Source organism: Streptomyces aurantiacus JA 4570 (assembly GCF_000414115.1).
Lineage (GTDB): Bacteria > Actinomycetota > Actinomycetes > Streptomycetales > Streptomycetaceae > Streptomyces > Streptomyces aurantiacus_A.
Window position 1 is genome coordinate 1 of sequence record NZ_AOPZ01000070.1, and the last position, 16,368, is coordinate 16,368.

A 16,368-nucleotide genomic window follows, 5' to 3' on the forward strand; every position below is an offset into this window, starting at 1 on the left:
CCACCCCCACCCCCCTCCCCCTGACCCTCGGCCGCACCCTCACCGCCCCCCTCACCGCCCTCACCGACCTTCCCTCCTTCGACACCTCCGCGATGGACGGGTGGGCCGTGGCCGGCCCCGGGCCCTGGGTGTTGCTGCCCGGCGGGATCCTCGCGGGCCAGGACAGCCCCCGGCCGCTGGGCGACGGCGAGGCGGCGCGGATCGCGACCGGCGCCCGGATCCCGCAGGACACCACCGCGGTGATCCGCAGCGAGCACGGTCACGTCGACGACAAGGGGCAGCTGCACCCCCGGCGCGAGGTCGTACCCGGTCAGGACATCCGGCCGCGTGGCCAGGAGTGCCGGGCGGGCGACCAGTTGCTGCCGCCCGGCGCGCTGGTGACCCCGGCGGTCCTCGGCCTGGCCGCGGCCGCCGGGTACGACGCGCTGTACGTCGCCGCCCGCCCCCGCGCCGAAGTCCTCGTCCTGGGCGACGAGTTGCTCACCGAGGGGCTCCCCCAGGAGGGCCGCATCCGGGACGCGCTCGGTCCGATGCTGCCGCCGTGGCTGCGGGCGCTCGGCGCGGAGGTGACCGCGGTCCGGCGGCTCGGGGACGACGCGGAGGCCCTGTACGAAGCCCTCGCCACGTCCACGGCCGACCTCCTCGTGACGACCGGAGGCACCGCGTCCGGGCCCGTCGACCACGTCCATCCCACGCTGCGCCGCATCGGCGCCGAACTGCTCGTCGACGGCGTCGCGGTGCGCCCCGGGCACCCCATGCTGCTCGCCCGTCTCCCCCGGACGGCGCCGGGGCCCGAAACGGCCGAGACGGCAGGCCGGGGCGAGCGTCACCTCGTCGGCCTCCCCGGCAACCCCCTCGCCGCCGTCTCCGGGCTGCTGACCCTGGCCGAGCCCCTGCTGCGCGGGCTCGCGGGCCGCCCGGCCCCGGAGTCGTACGTCGCGCCGCTGCGCGCTGACGTACACGGTCATCCGCATGACACCCGGCTCGTCCCGGTCACGCTGCGCGGGGAGTACGCGGTGCCGCTGCACTACAACGGCCCCGCGATGCTGCGCGGCATCGCGGCTGCCGATGGGCTCGCGGTGGTTCCGGCCGGTGGTGCGCGCAAGGGGCAGGAGCTGGAGATCCTGGATCTGCCCTGGGCCGAACCGGGCGGACAGTACGGGGAGTTGGGCGGTTCCGGGCCCGACGGCGGGGTGTGTTTCACGTGAAACTTCCCGGCCATGACGCGATCGCGCGCCAAGCCGACGAACACTTGGTGACACACCGGGTCAAATTGCCCCGCCGTGTCGTCGAGCGACCGCTGCGCCAGGTCGGCAAGCGGCTGCTGATGGCGCTGTTCGTGCTCTTCTTGACGATCCTCATCGTGTGGGTCGACCGCGAGGGCTACCACGACAACGCCAACGAGACGATCGACTTCCTCGACGCCTCGTACTACGCCACCGTGACGCTCTCCACCACCGGCTACGGCGACATCGTGCCGCACAGCGACAGCGCCCGGCTCACCAATATCCTGCTGATCACGCCGCTGCGCGTGATCTTCCTGATCATCCTGGTCGGCACCACCCTCGAAGTGCTGACCGAACGCACCCGCGAGGAATGGCGGCTGTCCCGCTGGAGGTCCAACTTGCGTGACCACACCGTCGTCATCGGCTTCGGCACCAAGGGCCGGTCCGCGGTGCAGACCGTGCAGGCGACCGGTCTGAAGCCCGAGCAGATCGTGGTCGTCGACCCGAGCTCGAAGGTCGTCGACGCGGCCACGGCGGAGGGCTTCGCCGGAGTCATCGGGGACGCGACCCGCAGCGATGTGCTGTTGCGGGCCGAGTTGCAGCGGGCGCGCCAGATCATCATCGCGACGCAGCGCGACGACACGGCGGTGCTCGTCGCGCTGACCGCGCGGCAGCTCAACCGTCAGGCGAAGATCGTGGCGGCGGTGCGCGAGGAGGAGAACGCGCCGCTGCTGCGGCAGTCCGGCGCCGACGCCGTCATCACCAGCGCCAGCGCCGCGGGGCGGTTGCTCGGTCTGTCGGTGCTCAGCCCGAGCGCGGGCCTGGTCATGGAGGACCTGATCCAGCAGGGCAGCGGGCTCGACCTCGTCGAACGGCCGGTGATAAAGGCCGAGGTGGGGCGGGGTGTGCGGGAGACGGACGACCTCGTCGTCAGTGTCGTACGCGGCCACCGCGTCCTCGGATACGACGATCCGGCGATCGGCAAGCTGCAGTTGACGGACCGTCTGATCACGATCATCCGGGCGTCCCCGCAGCCGGCTCCGCCGCAGGGTCGGTGAGCGCGCCGGTGAGCGTGACCGGTCTGCGTCGCCGGGGGACCCGGTGAGCGCGGTGGGGCGGGAGTAGCCTCGCCCGCATGTATGCGATCACGATCCCCGAACCCGGCGGCCCCGAGGCGCTTCAGTGGGCCGAGGTCCCCGATCCCGTACCCGGTGACGGCGAGGTCCTCATCGATGTGGCCGCCAGCGCCGTGAACCGCGCCGACCTGCTGCAACGGCAGGGGTTCTACGACCCGCCGCCCGGCACCTCCCCCTACCCGGGCCTGGAGTGCTCGGGCCGCGTCGCCGCGGTCGGCGCCGGGGTCGCGGGCTGGTCGGTCGGCGACGAGGTGTGCGCGCTGCTCGCGGGCGGCGGGTACGCGGAGCGGGTCGCCGTGCCCGCCGGTCAGGTCCTGCCCGTGCCGGACGGCGTCGACCTCGTCACGGCGGCGGCGTTGCCCGAGGTCACGTGCACGGTGTGGTCCAACGTGTTCATGGTCGCCCATCTGCGCCCCGGCGAGACCCTGCTGGCGCACGGCGGTGCGAGCGGCATCGGCACCATGGCGATCCAGCTCGCCAAGGCCGTCGGCGCCAAGGTGGCGGTGACCGCGGGCGGCAAGGAGAAGCTGGCGTTCTGCGGCGATCTTGGCGCCGACGTGCTCATCGACTACCGCGAGCAGGACTTCGTCGAGGAGATCCGCCAGGCCACGGACGGCGCGGGCGCGGACGTGATCCTGGACATCATGGGCGCCAAGTACCTGGACCGGAACGTGCGCGCCCTCGCCGTCAACGGCCGCCTCGCCATCATCGGCATGCAGGGCGGGGTGAAGGGCGAGCTGAACATCGCCGCGCTCCTGGGCAAGCGCGGCGCCATCACGGCGACCTCGCTGCGCGGCCGCCCGGTGAGCGAGAAGTCCGCGATCGTCGCGGCCGTACGGGAACACGTGTGGCCGCTGATCGGCGCGGGCCAGGTCCGGCCGGTCGTGGACCGGGCCTTCCCGATGCGGGAGGCGGCGGCCGCGCACCAGGTGCTCGAGGAGAGCGGCCACATCGGGAAGGTCCTCCTCACCCGGGAGCCGGACGGAGCCTGACCGGCCCCGACCCGGACAGCCACACGCGGACCGGCGCCCGCTGCCGTGACCTGGCACCCCCTGCCGCGGACCGGCCCCCCTTACCGCGGACCGGCCCGCCCCCCCCCTGCCCGTCGGCGGCGTGGCCCCTTCCCCGAGCCGGGCGTCACCCGTGGCCTCTGTCCCCGGCCCGGGCGTCGCCGAGATGCCGGATGCGGCGCGTCATGTGACGCTGGCCGTACGCCCCTTGGGCCTCGCGTGCGGCGCGGGTCCGGGCGTTCCGCCATCTCGGCGACTACCTCGGCGACGACCCGGCACCGGGAGGGGGCCAGCGCGGTGACATCACGGCTGCGGGGCGCGCTCCGCGCGGCGGTAGCACCGGTCCTCGTGGCGGCGCTGCTCCCCGTCGGATTCGGTACGCCGACGGCGTACGCGGCCCCTGCTCCGGCCCCCGACGCCTCCGCCCCGGCCCCCTACTACGGCACCGGCTCGCTGGCGGGAAACCGTGCGGGTGAGGGGCGGCAGCGGCCCGGACGCGTGCACCAGGGAGCCGTGCGCGACCCGGCCGTCTGGCGGCAGCTGCCGCCCCCGCCCCGCGAGGTACGCCGCCCGGAGCAGTCCCGGCCGACCCCGGTACTGCCACCGCCGCCCCCCACCGCGGCCGACGCGCCCCGGGAGCGGGCGGCCGAGGGGCCCGCGTTCCCCGGCCTGCGGGTACTGCCGCTCGGCGCGGGCATGGTCCTGATCGGCCTTGGCCTCGGCTTCCTCGGCCTGCGCCTGCGCCGGGGCTGACCGGGCCCCGGCGGCCCCGGTCGACACGGCGTACGCCCTCGTACACGGTGGATCACCGGCCTGTGGGGGCACCACGGAGGTGTGAGCGACAGGTACGAGAGAATGGCGGCATGGAGATGCCGAGGAACGAACGGTCGCCGGAGAATCCGCAGGTCCTGGTCGTGGGCCAGGACGGAATGGCTCTCGGTGGCGGAGACGACGAGTCCCGCGAGGTCCCGGTGACAGACATGGTCGAGCAGCCCGCGAAGGTCATGCGCATCGGCAGCATGATCAAGCAGCTTCTGGAGGAGGTGCGGGCGGCACCTCTGGACGAGGCGAGCCGGGTGCGCCTCAAGGAGATCCACTCCAGCTCCGTGAAGGAGCTGGAGGACGGCCTGGCCCCCGAGCTGGTCGAGGAGCTGGAGCGGCTCTCGCTCCCCTTCACCGAGGAGGGGACGCCGAGCGACGCGGAACTGCGCATCGCGCAGGCCCAGTTGGTGGGCTGGCTCGAAGGGCTCTTCCACGGGATCCAGACGACCCTGTTCGCCCAGCAGATGGCCGCGCGGGCCCAGCTAGAGCAGATGCGCCGCGCACTGCCGCCGGGCGTGGGCGGACACGAGGGCGGCGAGGAGGGCGGCGGCATCGCGGGCCGCAGCGGCGGCCCCTACCTCTAGCCGTCAGGCACGTCCCGTACGACGGACAGAAACGAACGACGGACACCTACGACCGACACGTACGACACGAACGACGGCGGGGCCCGGCACACACCGTGTGCCGGGCCCCTCGTCCTGTCGGCTAGCCCCACTTCGTACCGGCGGGCTCCTGAATCGTCGCGTTGATCCGGTTGAACATGTTCGTCACGCCGATGACCAGGATCAGGGCGGACAGCTCCCGCTCGTCGAAGTGGTCGGCGACCTCGTCCCACAGGGCGTCCGGAACCGCGTGGCCGGAACGGTCGGCGACGCGGGTGACGGCCTCCGTCAGGGCGAGGGCGGCGCGCTCGGCGTCCGTGAAGAACGGAGCCTCGCGCCAGGCGGCCACGCCGCCGATCCGCTCCGTGCTCGTGCCGGCCTTGACGAGGTTGTCCACGTGCGCGTGCACGCAGGCGCTGCACCCGTTGATCTGGCTGGCCCGCAGGCCGACGAGCTCCTGGAGTTCGTGCGAGATGCCGCCCTCGTTGATGGCCTTGAAGATGCTGCCGATCCCCTTGATGCCATCGGGGAGGACGAATGCCGGATTCTTCATACGTGCTTGCATGACTGTTCCTCTGTGTACGGTCCGCGCGTGCCGCGGACGTTCGTGGTGGTGCTGTGGGGGTCGGTGGGGCGGAGCGGGGTGGGTCGGCTCGCGTCAGGTGTGCCGGAACGCGATCGCGGGGTGAGGACCGGGAGCCCGGGCGGCCGGGAACTCGCACTAAGTTCAGGTCGAGTACGTAGAACATAGGGCAGCTCTTGAACTAAGTGCAAGGAATACCTGCACTTAGTTCAAGCAGGGATTCGCCCTCGGCCGGGCGACGGTTATCGTCAGGTCATGCCGCGCGACACGCTGACCAAGGAACAGATCATCAGGACGGCCATCGAGCTGCTCGACGAGGAGGGCCTGGAGGGCCTGAACATGCGCAGCCTCGGCAAGCGTCTCGACTCGGCCGCGACGGCGGTCTACTGGCATGTGAAGAACAAGGACGACCTGGTCCAGCTCGTCGGCGACGAGGTGTGGAACGAGATCGAGCTGCCCGACCCGGACGCCGTCGGCTGGCGCGCGGCGGCCGCGTCCCTGGCGACCGGACTGCGCGCGATGCTCACGCGGCACCCGTGGCTGGTGCAGGCATTCGGCTCGCACCTGTTCTACGGCCCCGCCAAGGCCCGGTACGACGACCACTGCCTCGCCGTGTACGAGGGGGCGGGCTTCACGGGTCCTGCGGCGGACCAGGCCGCGGCCAGCGTGTTCACCTTCGTCCTCGGCAACGTCCTCGGTGCCTCCGCCACCGCTTCGGTCACCCGGCGCCTGGGCCGCGACGGCGGCGACGCGCAGGAGCGGCTCGCGGAGTTCATGGCGGAGGCGAGCGAGGTGGCCGGGCGGTTCCCGCGGCTGCGCAGCCGCCTGGAGACGCCCGCCGCCGAGTTCGGCGCGGCGCCGGAGGACACGTTCGACTACGGCCTGCGGACCCTGCTCGACGGCTTCGAGAACCAGCTCATCGCGGCGCGGTCCGCCTGAGAGACAGGCTCTGCCCGCCTGAGAGACGGGCCCTGACGGCCGGGAAGCACCCGGACGAACGCGCGGGGCCCGGTACGCGTGCTGCGTACCGGGCCCCGCGCCGTCGGGCAGTCGGGCCTCAGGCCGGGTTGCCCGTCGAGATGTCGAACTGGATGTCCACGTTCTTCGGGTCGAGGTCCTCGCCGGCCTTGGGCACGGTCCGCATGATCGTGTCCTCGCCGTACGTGTTCTCGTCGACCATGTTCTTGTCGTAGTGCCATCCGGCCGCCTGCAGGCAGGACAGCACCGAGCGCCAGTCCTTGAAGGCGAACTCCGGCATCTTGATCTTCTTCGGGTCGTTGTACGCGGTCTCCGGCTCGGTGCAGAGCGTCTTCTCGACGGTCTTCGTCCGGTCCGGGCCCCGGTGCCCCGCCACCGGCTTCTTCGACTCCTTGCCGCCGCCACCGTCGTCGCCGCCCCCGCCGTTCAGCGCGACCGCGGCGATGAGGCCGCCGATCGCGAGGAGCGCGACGACGATCGAGCCGATGATCACCGGCATGTTCCGCTTGCCGCCGCCCGACCGGCCCGGTCCTCCGGCCGGCGTGGCCGTCGCGGGCTGCGGGGAGATGGTGTACGGAGGGGGCGTCTGGGACGCCTGGGGGGCGTACGCGTTCGTGGGCGCCGGGGTCTGGTAGCCCGGCTGGGGGTAGCCGTACCCCGGTGTGGGGGTGGGCGCGGGGGCCGGGGTCGCGGGGCCGTAGGGGCCCGGCTGGTACGGCGTCTGGACGCCGCCCGCGGCCGGCGCCGCGGTGTCGACCGGCGGGAACACCGCGGAACCCACGCCCGCGCCGCTCGCGGTCTGGGCGCCGGGAACGATGCTGGGGGCCGCCGTCTGGAAGGACTGGGCGATCCGCAGGCACTCGTCGCGCATCGCCTCCGCGGTCGGGAAACGCTCGTTCGGGTTCTTCTTCAGCGCGCGGGCGACGAGCGCGTCGATCGCGGGCGGAAGGGAACGGTTGATCGAGGAGGGAGCGACCGGCTCCTCCTGGACGTGCGCGTACGCGATGGCGAGCGGCGAGTCCGCGTCGAACGGGATGCGCCCCGTCACCAGTTGGAAGAGCATGATGCCGACCGAGTACAGGTCGGAGCGGGCGTCCACGCCGCGGCCGAGGGCCTGCTCGGGCGAGAGGTACTGGGGGGTGCCGACGACCATGCCGGTCTGCGTCATCGACGTGACGCCGGACTGCATGGCGCGGGCGATGCCGAAGTCCATGACCTTGACGACGTTGCGCTTGGTCATCATCACGTTGCCGGGCTTGATGTCGCGGTGGACCAGGCCCATCTCGTGGCTGATCTCCAGGGCCGCGAGCACATCGGCGGTGATCTTCAGGGCCTGGTCGGTGGGCATCGCGCCGTGCTGGCGGATGGCGGCGTCCAGGACCGAGCCGAGCGGCTTGCCCTCGACGTACTCCATGACGATGTACGGCATCGTCGCGCCACCGAGGTCGTCCTCGCCGGTGTCGAAGACCGACACGATGTTCGTGTGCGTGAGCTTGGCCACGGCCTGGGCCTCGCGGCGGAAGCGCTCGCGGAAGGACTGTTCGCGGCCGAGCTCCGTGTGGAGTGTCTTGATCGCGACCTGGCGGTCGAGCACGGTGTCGTACGCGAGATGCACCGAGGCCATGCCGCCCTCGCCGAGCAGATCGCGCAGCTGATAGCGGCCGCCGGCCAGTGAACTGCCCGCGTACCGGCCCTGAGCGCCGTCCTGGCTCATGTCGTGCGTCCCCCATCGGCGCGGGCACGAGACGGCGCCGCGGCTGTGACTGTGGCTTGGGCGCGACCGAAGACGTCTTGACGACGGTGATCGATCCGCTATTCCAGGCCAAGTCTGCCCGAGGGCAGTGACACGTCAAGCTCGGTGCCCGTTCCGTGACCGTACGCGCAAGAAGAGTCTCGGAAGCGTTACAAGTTTGCCCCGTGGGGCCCTCGGCGGGTTTGATGGCCGGTCCACGTCGGACCGACGGCCCCCGAGAAGGCTGTAGCGTGGCACGGCGGAGTACCCCGTACCGCTCTATCACGTATCCGGTACACGCTCCTCACACGACGGACCACGATCAGAAACGACGGCGAGGACTGATGGCACAGACGCAGCGCGCTCAGGGCCCGTCCGACCCCGAGGCGACTGGCGGCGGTATGTCGGACTCACCTGAGATGTGGGGCAATGGCGGACTTGTCGGAGACGGCCGGTACCGGCTGACCCGCAGGCTCGGCCGCGGTGGCATGGCCGAGGTGTTCGCCGCCGAGGATGTACGTCTGGGCCGCACCGTCGCGGTCAAGTTGCTGCGCTCCGACCTCGCCGAGGACCCGGTGTCCAAGGCGCGCTTCACGCGCGAGGCGCAGTCGGTGGCCGGCCTGAACCACCACGCGGTCGTCGGGGTCTACGACTCCGGCGAGGACGTCATCAACGGCAACTCCGTGCCGTACATCGTGATGGAGCTCGTCGAGGGCCGCACGATCCGGGATCTGCTGATCAACGCGGAGGCCCCGGGTCCGGAGCAGGCCCTGATCATCGTGTCCGGAGTGCTCGAGGCGCTCGCGTACTCCCACCAGCACGGCATCGTGCACCGCGACATCAAGCCCGCGAACGTCAGCATCACCCATGCCGGTGCCGTGAAGGTGATGGACTTCGGCATCGCGCGCGCCCTGCACGGGGCGCAGTCGACGATGACGCAGACCGGCATGGTCATGGGCACGCCGCAGTACCTCTCGCCCGAGCAGGCGCTCGGCAAGGCCGTCGACCACCGCAGCGACCTGTACGCGACCGGGTGTCTGCTGTACGAACTGCTCGCGCTGCGGCCGCCGTTCACCGGCGAGACGCCGCTGTCCGTGGTCTACCAGCACGTGCAGGACACTCCGGTGCCGCCCTCGGAGGTCTCCGACGCGGCGCCGCCGGAGCTCGACGGGCTCGTCATGCGCTCGCTCGCCAAGGACCCGGACGACCGCTTCCAGACCGCCGAGGAGATGCGCGGCCTGGTCCAGTACGGCCTGCAGATGCTGGCCGAGCAGGGCAGCCACACCGGGACCTGGAACACCGGACCCGTCGAGATGGCGGGCATGCACGAGGGCGGGCACACGCCCGCGATGGGGGTCGCCGGTACGGCCGCCATGCCGCATCCCGGTGATTCCGGTACGCAGCAGATCCCCGGCACGATGCTGCGGCCGCCGGGCGGCGACGACGGCGGCTTCGACGGCGGGCACCGGGACGGCGGCCGCGGGCGCGGTCGCGGCAAGATGTGGATCCTCGCCGTGCTCGCGGTGATCGCGATCGCGGCGGGTGTCGCCTACGCGCTGTCCGCGGGCGACGGCAACGGCGGCAAGAAGGACAAGACGCCCACGACGCCGTCGACCAAGCAGTCGCAGGAGAAGTCGCCCAGCAAGAGCAAGGAAGAAGAGACTCCCGACGGCACCACGCAGCCCGGTGGTGACGGGAGCGGGGGACAGACCGGGGACTGGACTCAGCCGCCCACGCAGAACACGCAGCAGCCCACGCAGCCGACGAACCCGCCGACGGACCCGACGGACCCGACGACAGGCCCGACCGATCCGCCCACGGACCCGACGGACCCGCCGACCGATCCGACCGATCCGCCGACCGATCCGACGGACCCGCCGACCGATCCGACGGACGACGGGGGCAACAGCGAGGGTGCCGTCCAGGGCGGCGAGGGCGACACGGAGTGACCTCCCGCGGGCGGCCGGTCAGCCGCCCGCGCGGGACGCGGAACAGCTCCTCGCGGGGGCGGCGGCGGGGCGGCCCGTGAGCGTGTGGACCGTGGACATCTGGGGGTCTATGCCCAGGTACACGGGGTCGAAGAGGTCGCCGTCCACGTAGTGGGGGGCCGGGCCGAAGAGGTGGAGTTCCGCCGTCGTCGGGGTGATCGTTTCGCACTGGCCGACGAACTGGACGGTCCACTGGCCGTCGCGCTCCGTCTCGGTGCTGAGGTTGTCCGCCCCGTACGCCACGACGCTGCCCGCGCACGCCTGGTGATAGTCGAAGCCCCGGTGCATGCGCAGCAGGATGCGGCCGTCGACGACGACATGCCGCGCCACCGCGAGGAAGGGCAGCGCCCGCATGCTGGTCGCCACCCGGCCGTAGTCCGTGCGCCGCAGCAGTTCGTAGGCGAGCTGTTGATCGGTCGGCATGCCCCCACCCTGCGTCAGTGGCCGGCGCGGGAAGAAGAGCCGCCCGCCCCGGAAGAGGGGGCCATAAGTCCCGTGTAAGACGGTGGGCGGCCGGGTCGACGGCGCGGCCGCGTGGGCGCGCCCCGTCAGCGCCGCTCGGCCTGCATCCGCGCCACGTACGCCGCCGCCTGCGACCGGCGCTCCATGCCCAGCTTGGACAGCAGGCTGGAGACGTAATTCTTGATCGTCTTCTCGGCGAGGTGCAGCCGCTCGCCGATGGCGCGGTTGGTCAGGCCCTCGCCGATCAGGTCCAGAATCTTGCGTTCCTGTTCGGTGAGATTGGCCAGCCGGTCGTCGCCCTTGGCGTTGTTGCCGTCGCGCAGGCGCTCCAGGACGCGGGCCGTGGCGACCGGGTCGAGCAGGGACTTTCCGGCGGCGACATCGCGCACCGCGGTGAGCAGTTCATTGCCGCGAATGGCTTTGAGGACGTAGCCGGAAGCGCCGGCCATGATCGCGTCGAAGAGGGCCTCGTCGTCGGCGAACGACGTCAGCATCAGGCATTTGATGGAGTCGTCCTGGGAACGGATCTCGCGGCACACCTCGACGCCGCTGCCGTCCGGAAGGCGCACGTCGAGCACCGCCACATCCGGCCGGGTGGCCGGAATGCGCACCAGCGCGTCCGCCGCGGTGCCGGCCTCGCCGACCACCTCGATGTCGGACTCCACGGAGAGCAGCTCATGGACTCCGCGCCGGACGACTTCGTGATCGTCGAGCAGGAATACGGTGATTTTTCCTTCTTCGCGCACGCTGTCAGTCTCACACATCAACTCTTCCCGTGCCCTAGGTGGGCGGGATAACGTGCCGGTGTTCCGGCCCCCTGCCAGGCTGTGATCAGTGCTGTGACCAGGCTGTGTTTCCACGCTTCTCGATTTACTTGGATTTCCTAGCGGTATTTACTTGGAAATCCAAGCAAAATTGCAGGTCAGACGAGGTTTCACAGTTTTGGGACACACTGGGTAACGTGCTTGGAGAAGGGTGCTCGCCGGAGCAACTGTCACGCCTTGTCCCGGCTGAGCGCACCCACCCCGTGCGACGGGCTGGAATCGGGCGAGCCGTACTGGTCTCCCGGTGGACCCCGGGGACCGGACCGACGGAGGAGCACACGTGACCGTGGAAAGCACCGCCGCGCGCACACCGCGCCGCGCAGGCAGCGGCGGCAAGCGCGCGAGCGCCGGCGCCGGCGCCAAGAAGAGTGTGAGCGCCAAGAAAGACGTCGCTCGGGGCAAAGGGGCCGAGGCCGCTCAGGGCGGCGAGCCCGAGCTCGTACAGCTGCTGACCCCCGAGGGCGAGCGGGTCGAGAACGCCACGTACGACAAGTACGTCGCGGACATCACCCCCGACGACCTCCGCTCCCTGTACCGGGACATGGTTCTCACCCGCCGTTTCGACGCGGAGGCCGTCACCCTGCAGCGGCAGGGCGAGCTGGGCCTGTGGCCGTCGCTGCTCGGGCAGGAGGCCGCACAGGTCGGTTCGGGCCGCGCGACCCGCGCGGACGACTATGTCTTCCCCACCTACCGCGAGCACGGCGTCGCCTGGTGCAAGGGCGTCGACCCGACGCTGCTGCTCGGCATGTTCCGCGGCGTGAACCACGGCGGCTGGGACCCCAACACCAACGGCTTCCAGCTCTACACGATCGTCATCGGCTCGCAGACGCTGCACGCCACCGGCTACGCGATGGGCGTGGCCAAGGATGGCGCCGACAGCGCGGTGATCGCCTACTTCGGTGACGGCGCCACCAGCCAGGGCGACGTGGCCGAGTCGTTCACGTTCTCCGCCGTCTACAACGCCCCCGTGGTGTTCTTCTGCCAGAACAACCAGTGGGCGATCTCCGAGCCGACGGAGAAGCAGAGCCGGGTGCCGCTCTACCAGCGCGCGCAGGGCTACGGCTTCCCCGGCGTCCGCGTTGACGGCAACGACGTGCTGGCCTGTCTCGCGGTCACCAAGTGGGCCCTGGAGCGGGCGCGGGCCGGCGAGGGACCCTCGCTGGTCGAGGCGTTCACGTACCGCATGGGCGCGCACACCACCTCCGACGACCCGACGCGCTACCGCCGCGACGAGGAGCGGGAGGCATGGGAGGCCAAGGACCCGATCCTGCGGCTGCGGGCCCACCTGGAGGCCGAAGGTCACGCGGATGAGGGATTCTTCGCGGAACTCGAGGCCGAGAGCGAGACGTTGGGCAAACGAGTGCGGGAGGCGGTGCGGTCGATGCCGGACCCGGAGCCGATGTCGATCTTCGAGAACATCTACGCCGACGGACACGCGCTCGTGGACGAGGAGCGCGCCCAGTTCGCCGCCTACCAGGCGTCGTTCGCGGACGCTCCGGTGGACGCCGCCACGGGCGGGGAGGTCAAGTAGTCATGGCCGTACAGAAGTTGCCGATCGCCAAGGCGATCAACGAATCTCTGCGGGCGGCGCTCGACGCCGACCCGAAGGTCCTCGTCATGGGCGAGGACGTCGGCAAGCTCGGCGGCGTCTTCCGGGTCACCGACGGGCTGCAGAAGGACTTCGGCGAGGACCGCGTCATCGACACCCCGCTCGCCGAGTCGGGCATCGTCGGCACGGCCATCGGCCTGGCCCTGCGCGGGTATCGCCCGGTCGTGGAGATCCAGTTCGACGGCTTCGTCTTCCCGGCGTACGACCAGATCGTCACGCAGCTCGCCAAGATGCACGCGCGGGCGCTCGGCAAGATCAAGGTGCCGGTCGTCATCCGCATTCCGTACGGCGGCGGCATCGGCGCCGTCGAGCACCACAGCGAGTCCCCGGAGTCGCTGTTCGCGCACGTCGCCGGCCTGAAGGTGGTCACGCCGTCCAACTCCTCGGACGCGTACTGGATGCTTCAGCAGGCCATCCAGAGCGACGACCCGGTGATCTACTTCGAGCCCAAGCGGCGCTATTGGGACAAGGGCGAGGTCAACACCGACGCCATTCCGGACCCGCTGCACAAGGCCCGGGCGGTCCGCGAGGGCACCGACGCGACGCTGGTGGCGTACGGCCCGATGGTGAAGACCTGCCTGGAGGCCGCCGCGGCCGCCGAGGAGGAGGGCAAGTCCCTGGAGGTCGTCGACCTGCGCTCCATCTCGCCGCTCGACTTCGACACGGTGCAGGCGTCGGTGGAGAAGACCGGCCGCCTGATCGTGGTGCACGAGGCGCCGACGTTCTTCGGCTCGGGCGCCGAGATCGCCGCGCGCGTCACCGAGCGGTGCTTCTACCACCTGGAGGCGCCGGTGCTGCGCGTCGGCGGCTTCCACGCCCCGTATCCGCCCGCGCGGGTGGAAGAGGACTATCTGCCGGGCCTCGACCGGGTGCTCGACGCCGTCGACCGCTCGCTGGCGTACTGAGGAAGGGGTCATGACGACTATGACTGAGACCGCTTCGGCCGTCCGCGAGTTCAAGATGCCCGACGTGGGCGAGGGCCTCACCGAGGCCGAGATCCTCAAGTGGTATGTCGCGCCGGGGGACACCGTCACCGACGGACAGGTCGTCTGCGAGGTGGAGACGGCCAAGGCCGCCGTCGAGCTGCCCATCCCGTTCGACGGGACGGTGCGGGAGCTCCGGTTCCCGGAGGGGTCCACGGTCGATGTGGGCCAGGTGATCATTACCGTCGGGGGGGCCGGGGACGTTGCTCCCGCCCCCGAGGCGGCAGCGCCCGCGGCCGAGGCTGCGCCCGCCGAGCCCGAGGCAGAGGCCCCCAAGGGGCGCCAGCCGGTTCTTGTCGGGTACGGGGTTTCCGAGTCCTCCACCAAGCGGCGGCCCCGCAAGGGGGAGTCGGGTGACGTTGGTTCATCGGCACCGGAACCCGAGGCACAACGGGAAGCGCCCCCCGAAGGGCGACCCGGCCTCAACGGGCACGGTGGTCGCCCCCTCGCCAAGCCCCCCGTCCGCAAGCTCGCCAAGGACCTCGGCGTCGACCTCGCCACCGTTACGCCGAGCGGGCCCGACGGGATCATCACCCGGGAGGACGTGCACGCGGCGGTGGCCCCGGCTCCCGCCCAGGCGGCCCCGGCTGCCGCGCCCGCGGCGGCCCAGGAGCCCGAGAGGGCGGCGCCCGGCGACGGGCGCGAGACCCGTATCCCCGTCAAGGGCGTCCGCAAGGCCACCGCGCAGGCGATGGTCGGCTCGGCCTTCACGGCCCCGCACGTCACCGTGTTCGTGACGGTGGACGTGACGCGCACGATGAAGCTGGTCGAGGAGCTCAAGCAGGATCGTGCCTTCGAGGGCCTGCGGGTGAACCCGCTGCTGCTCATCTCCAAGGCGCTGCTTGTCGCGATCCGCCGCAACCCGGACGTGAACGCCGCCTGGGACGAGGCGAACCAGGAGATCGTCCAGAAGCACTATGTGAACCTGGGCATCGCCGCGGCCACCCCGCGCGGTCTGATCGTGCCGAACATCAAGGACGCGCACGCCAAGACCCTGCCCGAACTGGCCGCCGCGCTCGGCGACCTGGTGTCCACCGCCCGCGACGGCAAAACGACGCCCGGCGCCATGCAGGGCGGCACGGTGACGATCTCGAACATCGGCGTCTTCGGGGTCGACACGGGCACGCCGATCCTGAACCCCGGTGAGTCCGCGATCCTCGCGGTCGGCGCGATCAAGCTCCAGCCGTGGGTCCACAAGGGCAAGGTGAAGCCGCGTCAGGTGACCACCCTCGGCCTCTCCTTCGACCACCGCCTGGTGGACGGGGAGCTGGGCTCGAAGGTGCTCGGCGACGTGGCGGCGCTCCTGGAGCAGCCGAAGCGGCTGATGACCTGGGCGTAGCGCCCGCGCAGGTGCCGTTGAGCGAAGGAGGGCCCGCCGCGATGAGCGGCGGGCCCTCCTTGGCGTCAGGGGGTTACGCGACCTTGAAGCCGTAGTCCAGCATCTTCTTGGCGTCCTTCACGCGCTGCGCCGACGACGTGGAGGTGAGCACCGTGCCGACGACCGTCTTGCCGTTCCGCGTCGCCGCGAAGACCAGGCAGTACTTCGCCTGCGGGCCGGAGCCCGTCTTCACGCCGATGGCGCCGCGGTAGGAGCCGAGCAGCGCGTTGGTGTTCTTCCACGGCGCCATGGTGCGGGTGCCGCCGGTCTTCGTGATGGTCTTCGCCGTGTACTTCTGCGTTCCCACGACCTTGCGGAACGTCGAGAGCTTCAGCGAGTTGCTCGCCAGCTTCGACAGGTCGCGCGGCGTCGAGTAGTTGGCGCCGTTGCTGATGCCGTCGAACGAGTCGAAGTGCGTGTTCTTCAGCTTGAGGTCCTTGGCCGTCGTGTTCATCTGGCCGATGAAGGACTTCACGCGCGCGGCACGGGACGAGCCCTTGCCGAACTTGTCCGCGAGGGCGTACGCGGCGTCGCAGCCGGACGGCAGCATCAGCCCGTACAGGAGCTGGCGGACCGTCACCTTGTCGCCCACGATGAGGCGGGCGTGCGAGGCGCTGTGCTTGACGATGTAGTCGCTGTACGCCTTCTGGATCGTGACCTTCGAGTCCAGGTTGAGGTTCCGCTGGCCGAGGACCACCCGGGCGGTCATTATCTTCGTCGTGGAGCCGGTGGCGCGGCGGGTGTCCGCGGCCTTGTTGAACAGCTCCTTGCCCGTGCCGTTGTTCATGAGGAAGCCGCCCTTGGCGGCGATCGACGGCTTGGGCGTCGCGGCGGCCTGCGCGGGAGCCACGGCGATGCCCGTGGTCAGTACGGCTCCGGCGGTGACGGCAGCGGCTGCGCTTATACGGCGCACGCGCACGCCCGGGGTGCGGATTCTCAAGGTGAACGCTCCGTTGGTCCCTGCTGATGAGGTAGTTGGCGGCTTTTGCCCCAAATCCCCTGAAAATACAGCCGACATGGGGAGCCGCCACAGTG

The 16,368-nt window shown here is 71.1% G+C and carries 15 protein-coding genes; 10 read left to right on the forward strand and 5 right to left on the reverse strand.

Going from position 1 to position 16,368, the window contains the following annotated elements; genetic code table 11:
- The 5 genes from STRAU_RS09705 to STRAU_RS09725 form a co-directional block, all read left to right on the forward strand.
- Nucleotides 1-1,208: molybdopterin molybdotransferase MoeA (locus STRAU_RS09705; protein WP_052029021.1), on the forward strand; the 1,208-nt coding region annotated here is incomplete at its 5' end.
- Nucleotides 1,205-2,284, forward strand: a complete 1,080-nt coding sequence (locus STRAU_RS09710) for a potassium channel family protein (RefSeq protein ID WP_037658451.1) — start codon at nt 1,205-1,207, stop codon at nt 2,282-2,284. The genes STRAU_RS09705 and STRAU_RS09710, both read left to right, overlap by 4 nt.
- A 77-nt stretch (nt 2,285-2,361) precedes the next feature.
- Nucleotides 2,362-3,354: an NAD(P)H-quinone oxidoreductase gene (locus STRAU_RS09715; RefSeq protein WP_016640102.1), complete on the forward strand. Its 993-nt coding sequence runs from the start codon at nt 2,362-2,364 to the stop codon at nt 3,352-3,354.
- A 315-nt stretch (nt 3,355-3,669) separates the two neighbouring features.
- Nucleotides 3,670-4,125 carry a hypothetical protein gene (locus STRAU_RS09720; RefSeq protein ID WP_052029022.1) on the forward strand — a complete coding sequence of 152 codons (456 nt, stop codon included), beginning with the start codon at nt 3,670-3,672 and terminating at the stop codon, nt 4,123-4,125.
- A gap of 110 nt (nt 4,126-4,235) precedes the next feature.
- Entirely contained in the window at nt 4,236-4,778 is a 543-nt protein-coding gene (locus tag STRAU_RS09725; RefSeq protein WP_016640104.1) for a bacterial proteasome activator family protein, read from the forward strand.
- A gap of 121 nt (nt 4,779-4,899) precedes the next feature.
- Here the strand turns inward: STRAU_RS09725 and STRAU_RS09730 are convergent, their stop codons facing one another.
- Nucleotides 4,900-5,361, reverse strand: coding sequence for a carboxymuconolactone decarboxylase family protein (locus STRAU_RS09730; protein WP_037658453.1), 462 nt, complete (start codon nt 5,359-5,361; stop codon nt 4,900-4,902).
- A 273-nt stretch (nt 5,362-5,634) separates the two neighbouring features.
- Here STRAU_RS09730 and STRAU_RS09735 point away from each other — a divergent pair, with 273 nt between their 5' ends.
- Entirely contained in the window at nt 5,635-6,318 is a 684-nt protein-coding gene (locus STRAU_RS09735; protein WP_016640107.1) for a TetR/AcrR family transcriptional regulator C-terminal domain-containing protein, read from the forward strand.
- A gap of 118 nt (nt 6,319-6,436) precedes the next feature.
- Here STRAU_RS09735 and STRAU_RS09740 read toward each other — a convergent pair whose 3' ends face one another.
- The gene (locus STRAU_RS09740) at nt 6,437-8,071 is read right to left on the reverse strand and encodes a protein kinase domain-containing protein (RefSeq protein WP_016640108.1); all 1,635 of its coding nucleotides are present in this window, start codon (nt 8,069-8,071) and stop codon (nt 6,437-6,439) included.
- A gap of 362 nt (nt 8,072-8,433) precedes the next feature.
- Here STRAU_RS09740 and STRAU_RS09745 point away from each other — a divergent pair, with 362 nt between their 5' ends.
- Nucleotides 8,434-10,038, forward strand: coding sequence for a protein kinase domain-containing protein (locus STRAU_RS09745; RefSeq protein WP_078621102.1), 1,605 nt, complete (start codon nt 8,434-8,436; stop codon nt 10,036-10,038).
- 18 nt (nt 10,039-10,056) lie between these two features.
- On the opposite strand, the gene STRAU_RS09750 is transcribed toward STRAU_RS09745, so the two are convergent.
- Nucleotides 10,057-10,500: a pyridoxamine 5'-phosphate oxidase family protein gene (locus STRAU_RS09750; RefSeq protein WP_016640110.1), complete on the reverse strand. Its 444-nt coding sequence runs from the start codon at nt 10,498-10,500 to the stop codon at nt 10,057-10,059.
- A 125-nt stretch (nt 10,501-10,625) separates the two neighbouring features.
- Nucleotides 10,626-11,285: a response regulator gene (locus tag STRAU_RS09755; RefSeq protein WP_016640111.1), complete on the reverse strand. Its 660-nt coding sequence runs from the start codon at nt 11,283-11,285 to the stop codon at nt 10,626-10,628.
- Between the two features lie 358 nt (nt 11,286-11,643).
- On the opposite strand from STRAU_RS09755, the gene pdhA reads away from it, so the two are divergent.
- Genes pdhA through STRAU_RS09770 form a run of 3 tightly spaced genes read left to right on the forward strand, consistent with a single transcriptional unit; the run spans nt 11,644 to nt 15,294 of the window.
- Complete coding sequence (pdhA, locus tag STRAU_RS09760) at nt 11,644-12,894, forward strand: pyruvate dehydrogenase (acetyl-transferring) E1 component subunit alpha (RefSeq protein ID WP_016640112.1); 1,251 nt, start codon at nt 11,644-11,646, stop codon at nt 12,892-12,894.
- Between the two features lie 2 nt (nt 12,895-12,896).
- Nucleotides 12,897-13,877: an alpha-ketoacid dehydrogenase subunit beta gene (locus tag STRAU_RS09765; RefSeq protein ID WP_016640113.1), complete on the forward strand. Its 981-nt coding sequence runs from the start codon at nt 12,897-12,899 to the stop codon at nt 13,875-13,877.
- A 10-nt stretch (nt 13,878-13,887) separates the two neighbouring features.
- Nucleotides 13,888-15,294, forward strand: a complete 1,407-nt coding sequence (locus STRAU_RS09770; RefSeq protein WP_016640114.1) for a dihydrolipoamide acetyltransferase family protein — start codon at nt 13,888-13,890, stop codon at nt 15,292-15,294.
- Between the two features lie 73 nt (nt 15,295-15,367).
- Here the strand turns inward: STRAU_RS09770 and STRAU_RS09775 are convergent, their stop codons facing one another.
- Nucleotides 15,368-16,246 carry a D-alanyl-D-alanine carboxypeptidase family protein gene (locus STRAU_RS09775; protein ID WP_016640115.1) on the reverse strand — a complete coding sequence of 293 codons (879 nt, stop codon included), beginning with the start codon at nt 16,244-16,246 and terminating at the stop codon, nt 15,368-15,370.
- Nucleotides 16,247-16,368 lie beyond the last annotated feature (122 nt).

What these genes read in the sequence shown, in the direction of transcription:
- STRAU_RS09725 (WP_016640104.1), top strand. Translation starts at nt 4,236, where the DNA reads ATGGAGATGCCGAGGAACGAACGGTCGCCGGAGAATCCGCAGGTCCTG.
- STRAU_RS09740 (WP_016640108.1), bottom strand. Translation starts at nt 8,071, where the DNA reads ATGAGCCAGGACGGCGCTCAGGGCCGGTACGCGGGCAGTTCACTGGCC.
- STRAU_RS09715 (WP_016640102.1), top strand. Translation starts at nt 2,362, where the DNA reads ATGTATGCGATCACGATCCCCGAACCCGGCGGCCCCGAGGCGCTTCAG.
- STRAU_RS09750 (WP_016640110.1), bottom strand. Translation starts at nt 10,500, where the DNA reads ATGCCGACCGATCAACAGCTCGCCTACGAACTGCTGCGGCGCACGGAC.
- STRAU_RS09765 (WP_016640113.1), top strand. Translation starts at nt 12,897, where the DNA reads ATGGCCGTACAGAAGTTGCCGATCGCCAAGGCGATCAACGAATCTCTG.
- STRAU_RS09730 (WP_037658453.1), bottom strand. Translation starts at nt 5,361, where the DNA reads ATGCAAGCACGTATGAAGAATCCGGCATTCGTCCTCCCCGATGGCATC.
- STRAU_RS09770 (WP_016640114.1), top strand. Translation starts at nt 13,888, where the DNA reads ATGACGACTATGACTGAGACCGCTTCGGCCGTCCGCGAGTTCAAGATG.
- STRAU_RS09735 (WP_016640107.1), top strand. Translation starts at nt 5,635, where the DNA reads ATGCCGCGCGACACGCTGACCAAGGAACAGATCATCAGGACGGCCATC.
- STRAU_RS09745 (WP_078621102.1), top strand. Translation starts at nt 8,434, where the DNA reads ATGGCACAGACGCAGCGCGCTCAGGGCCCGTCCGACCCCGAGGCGACT.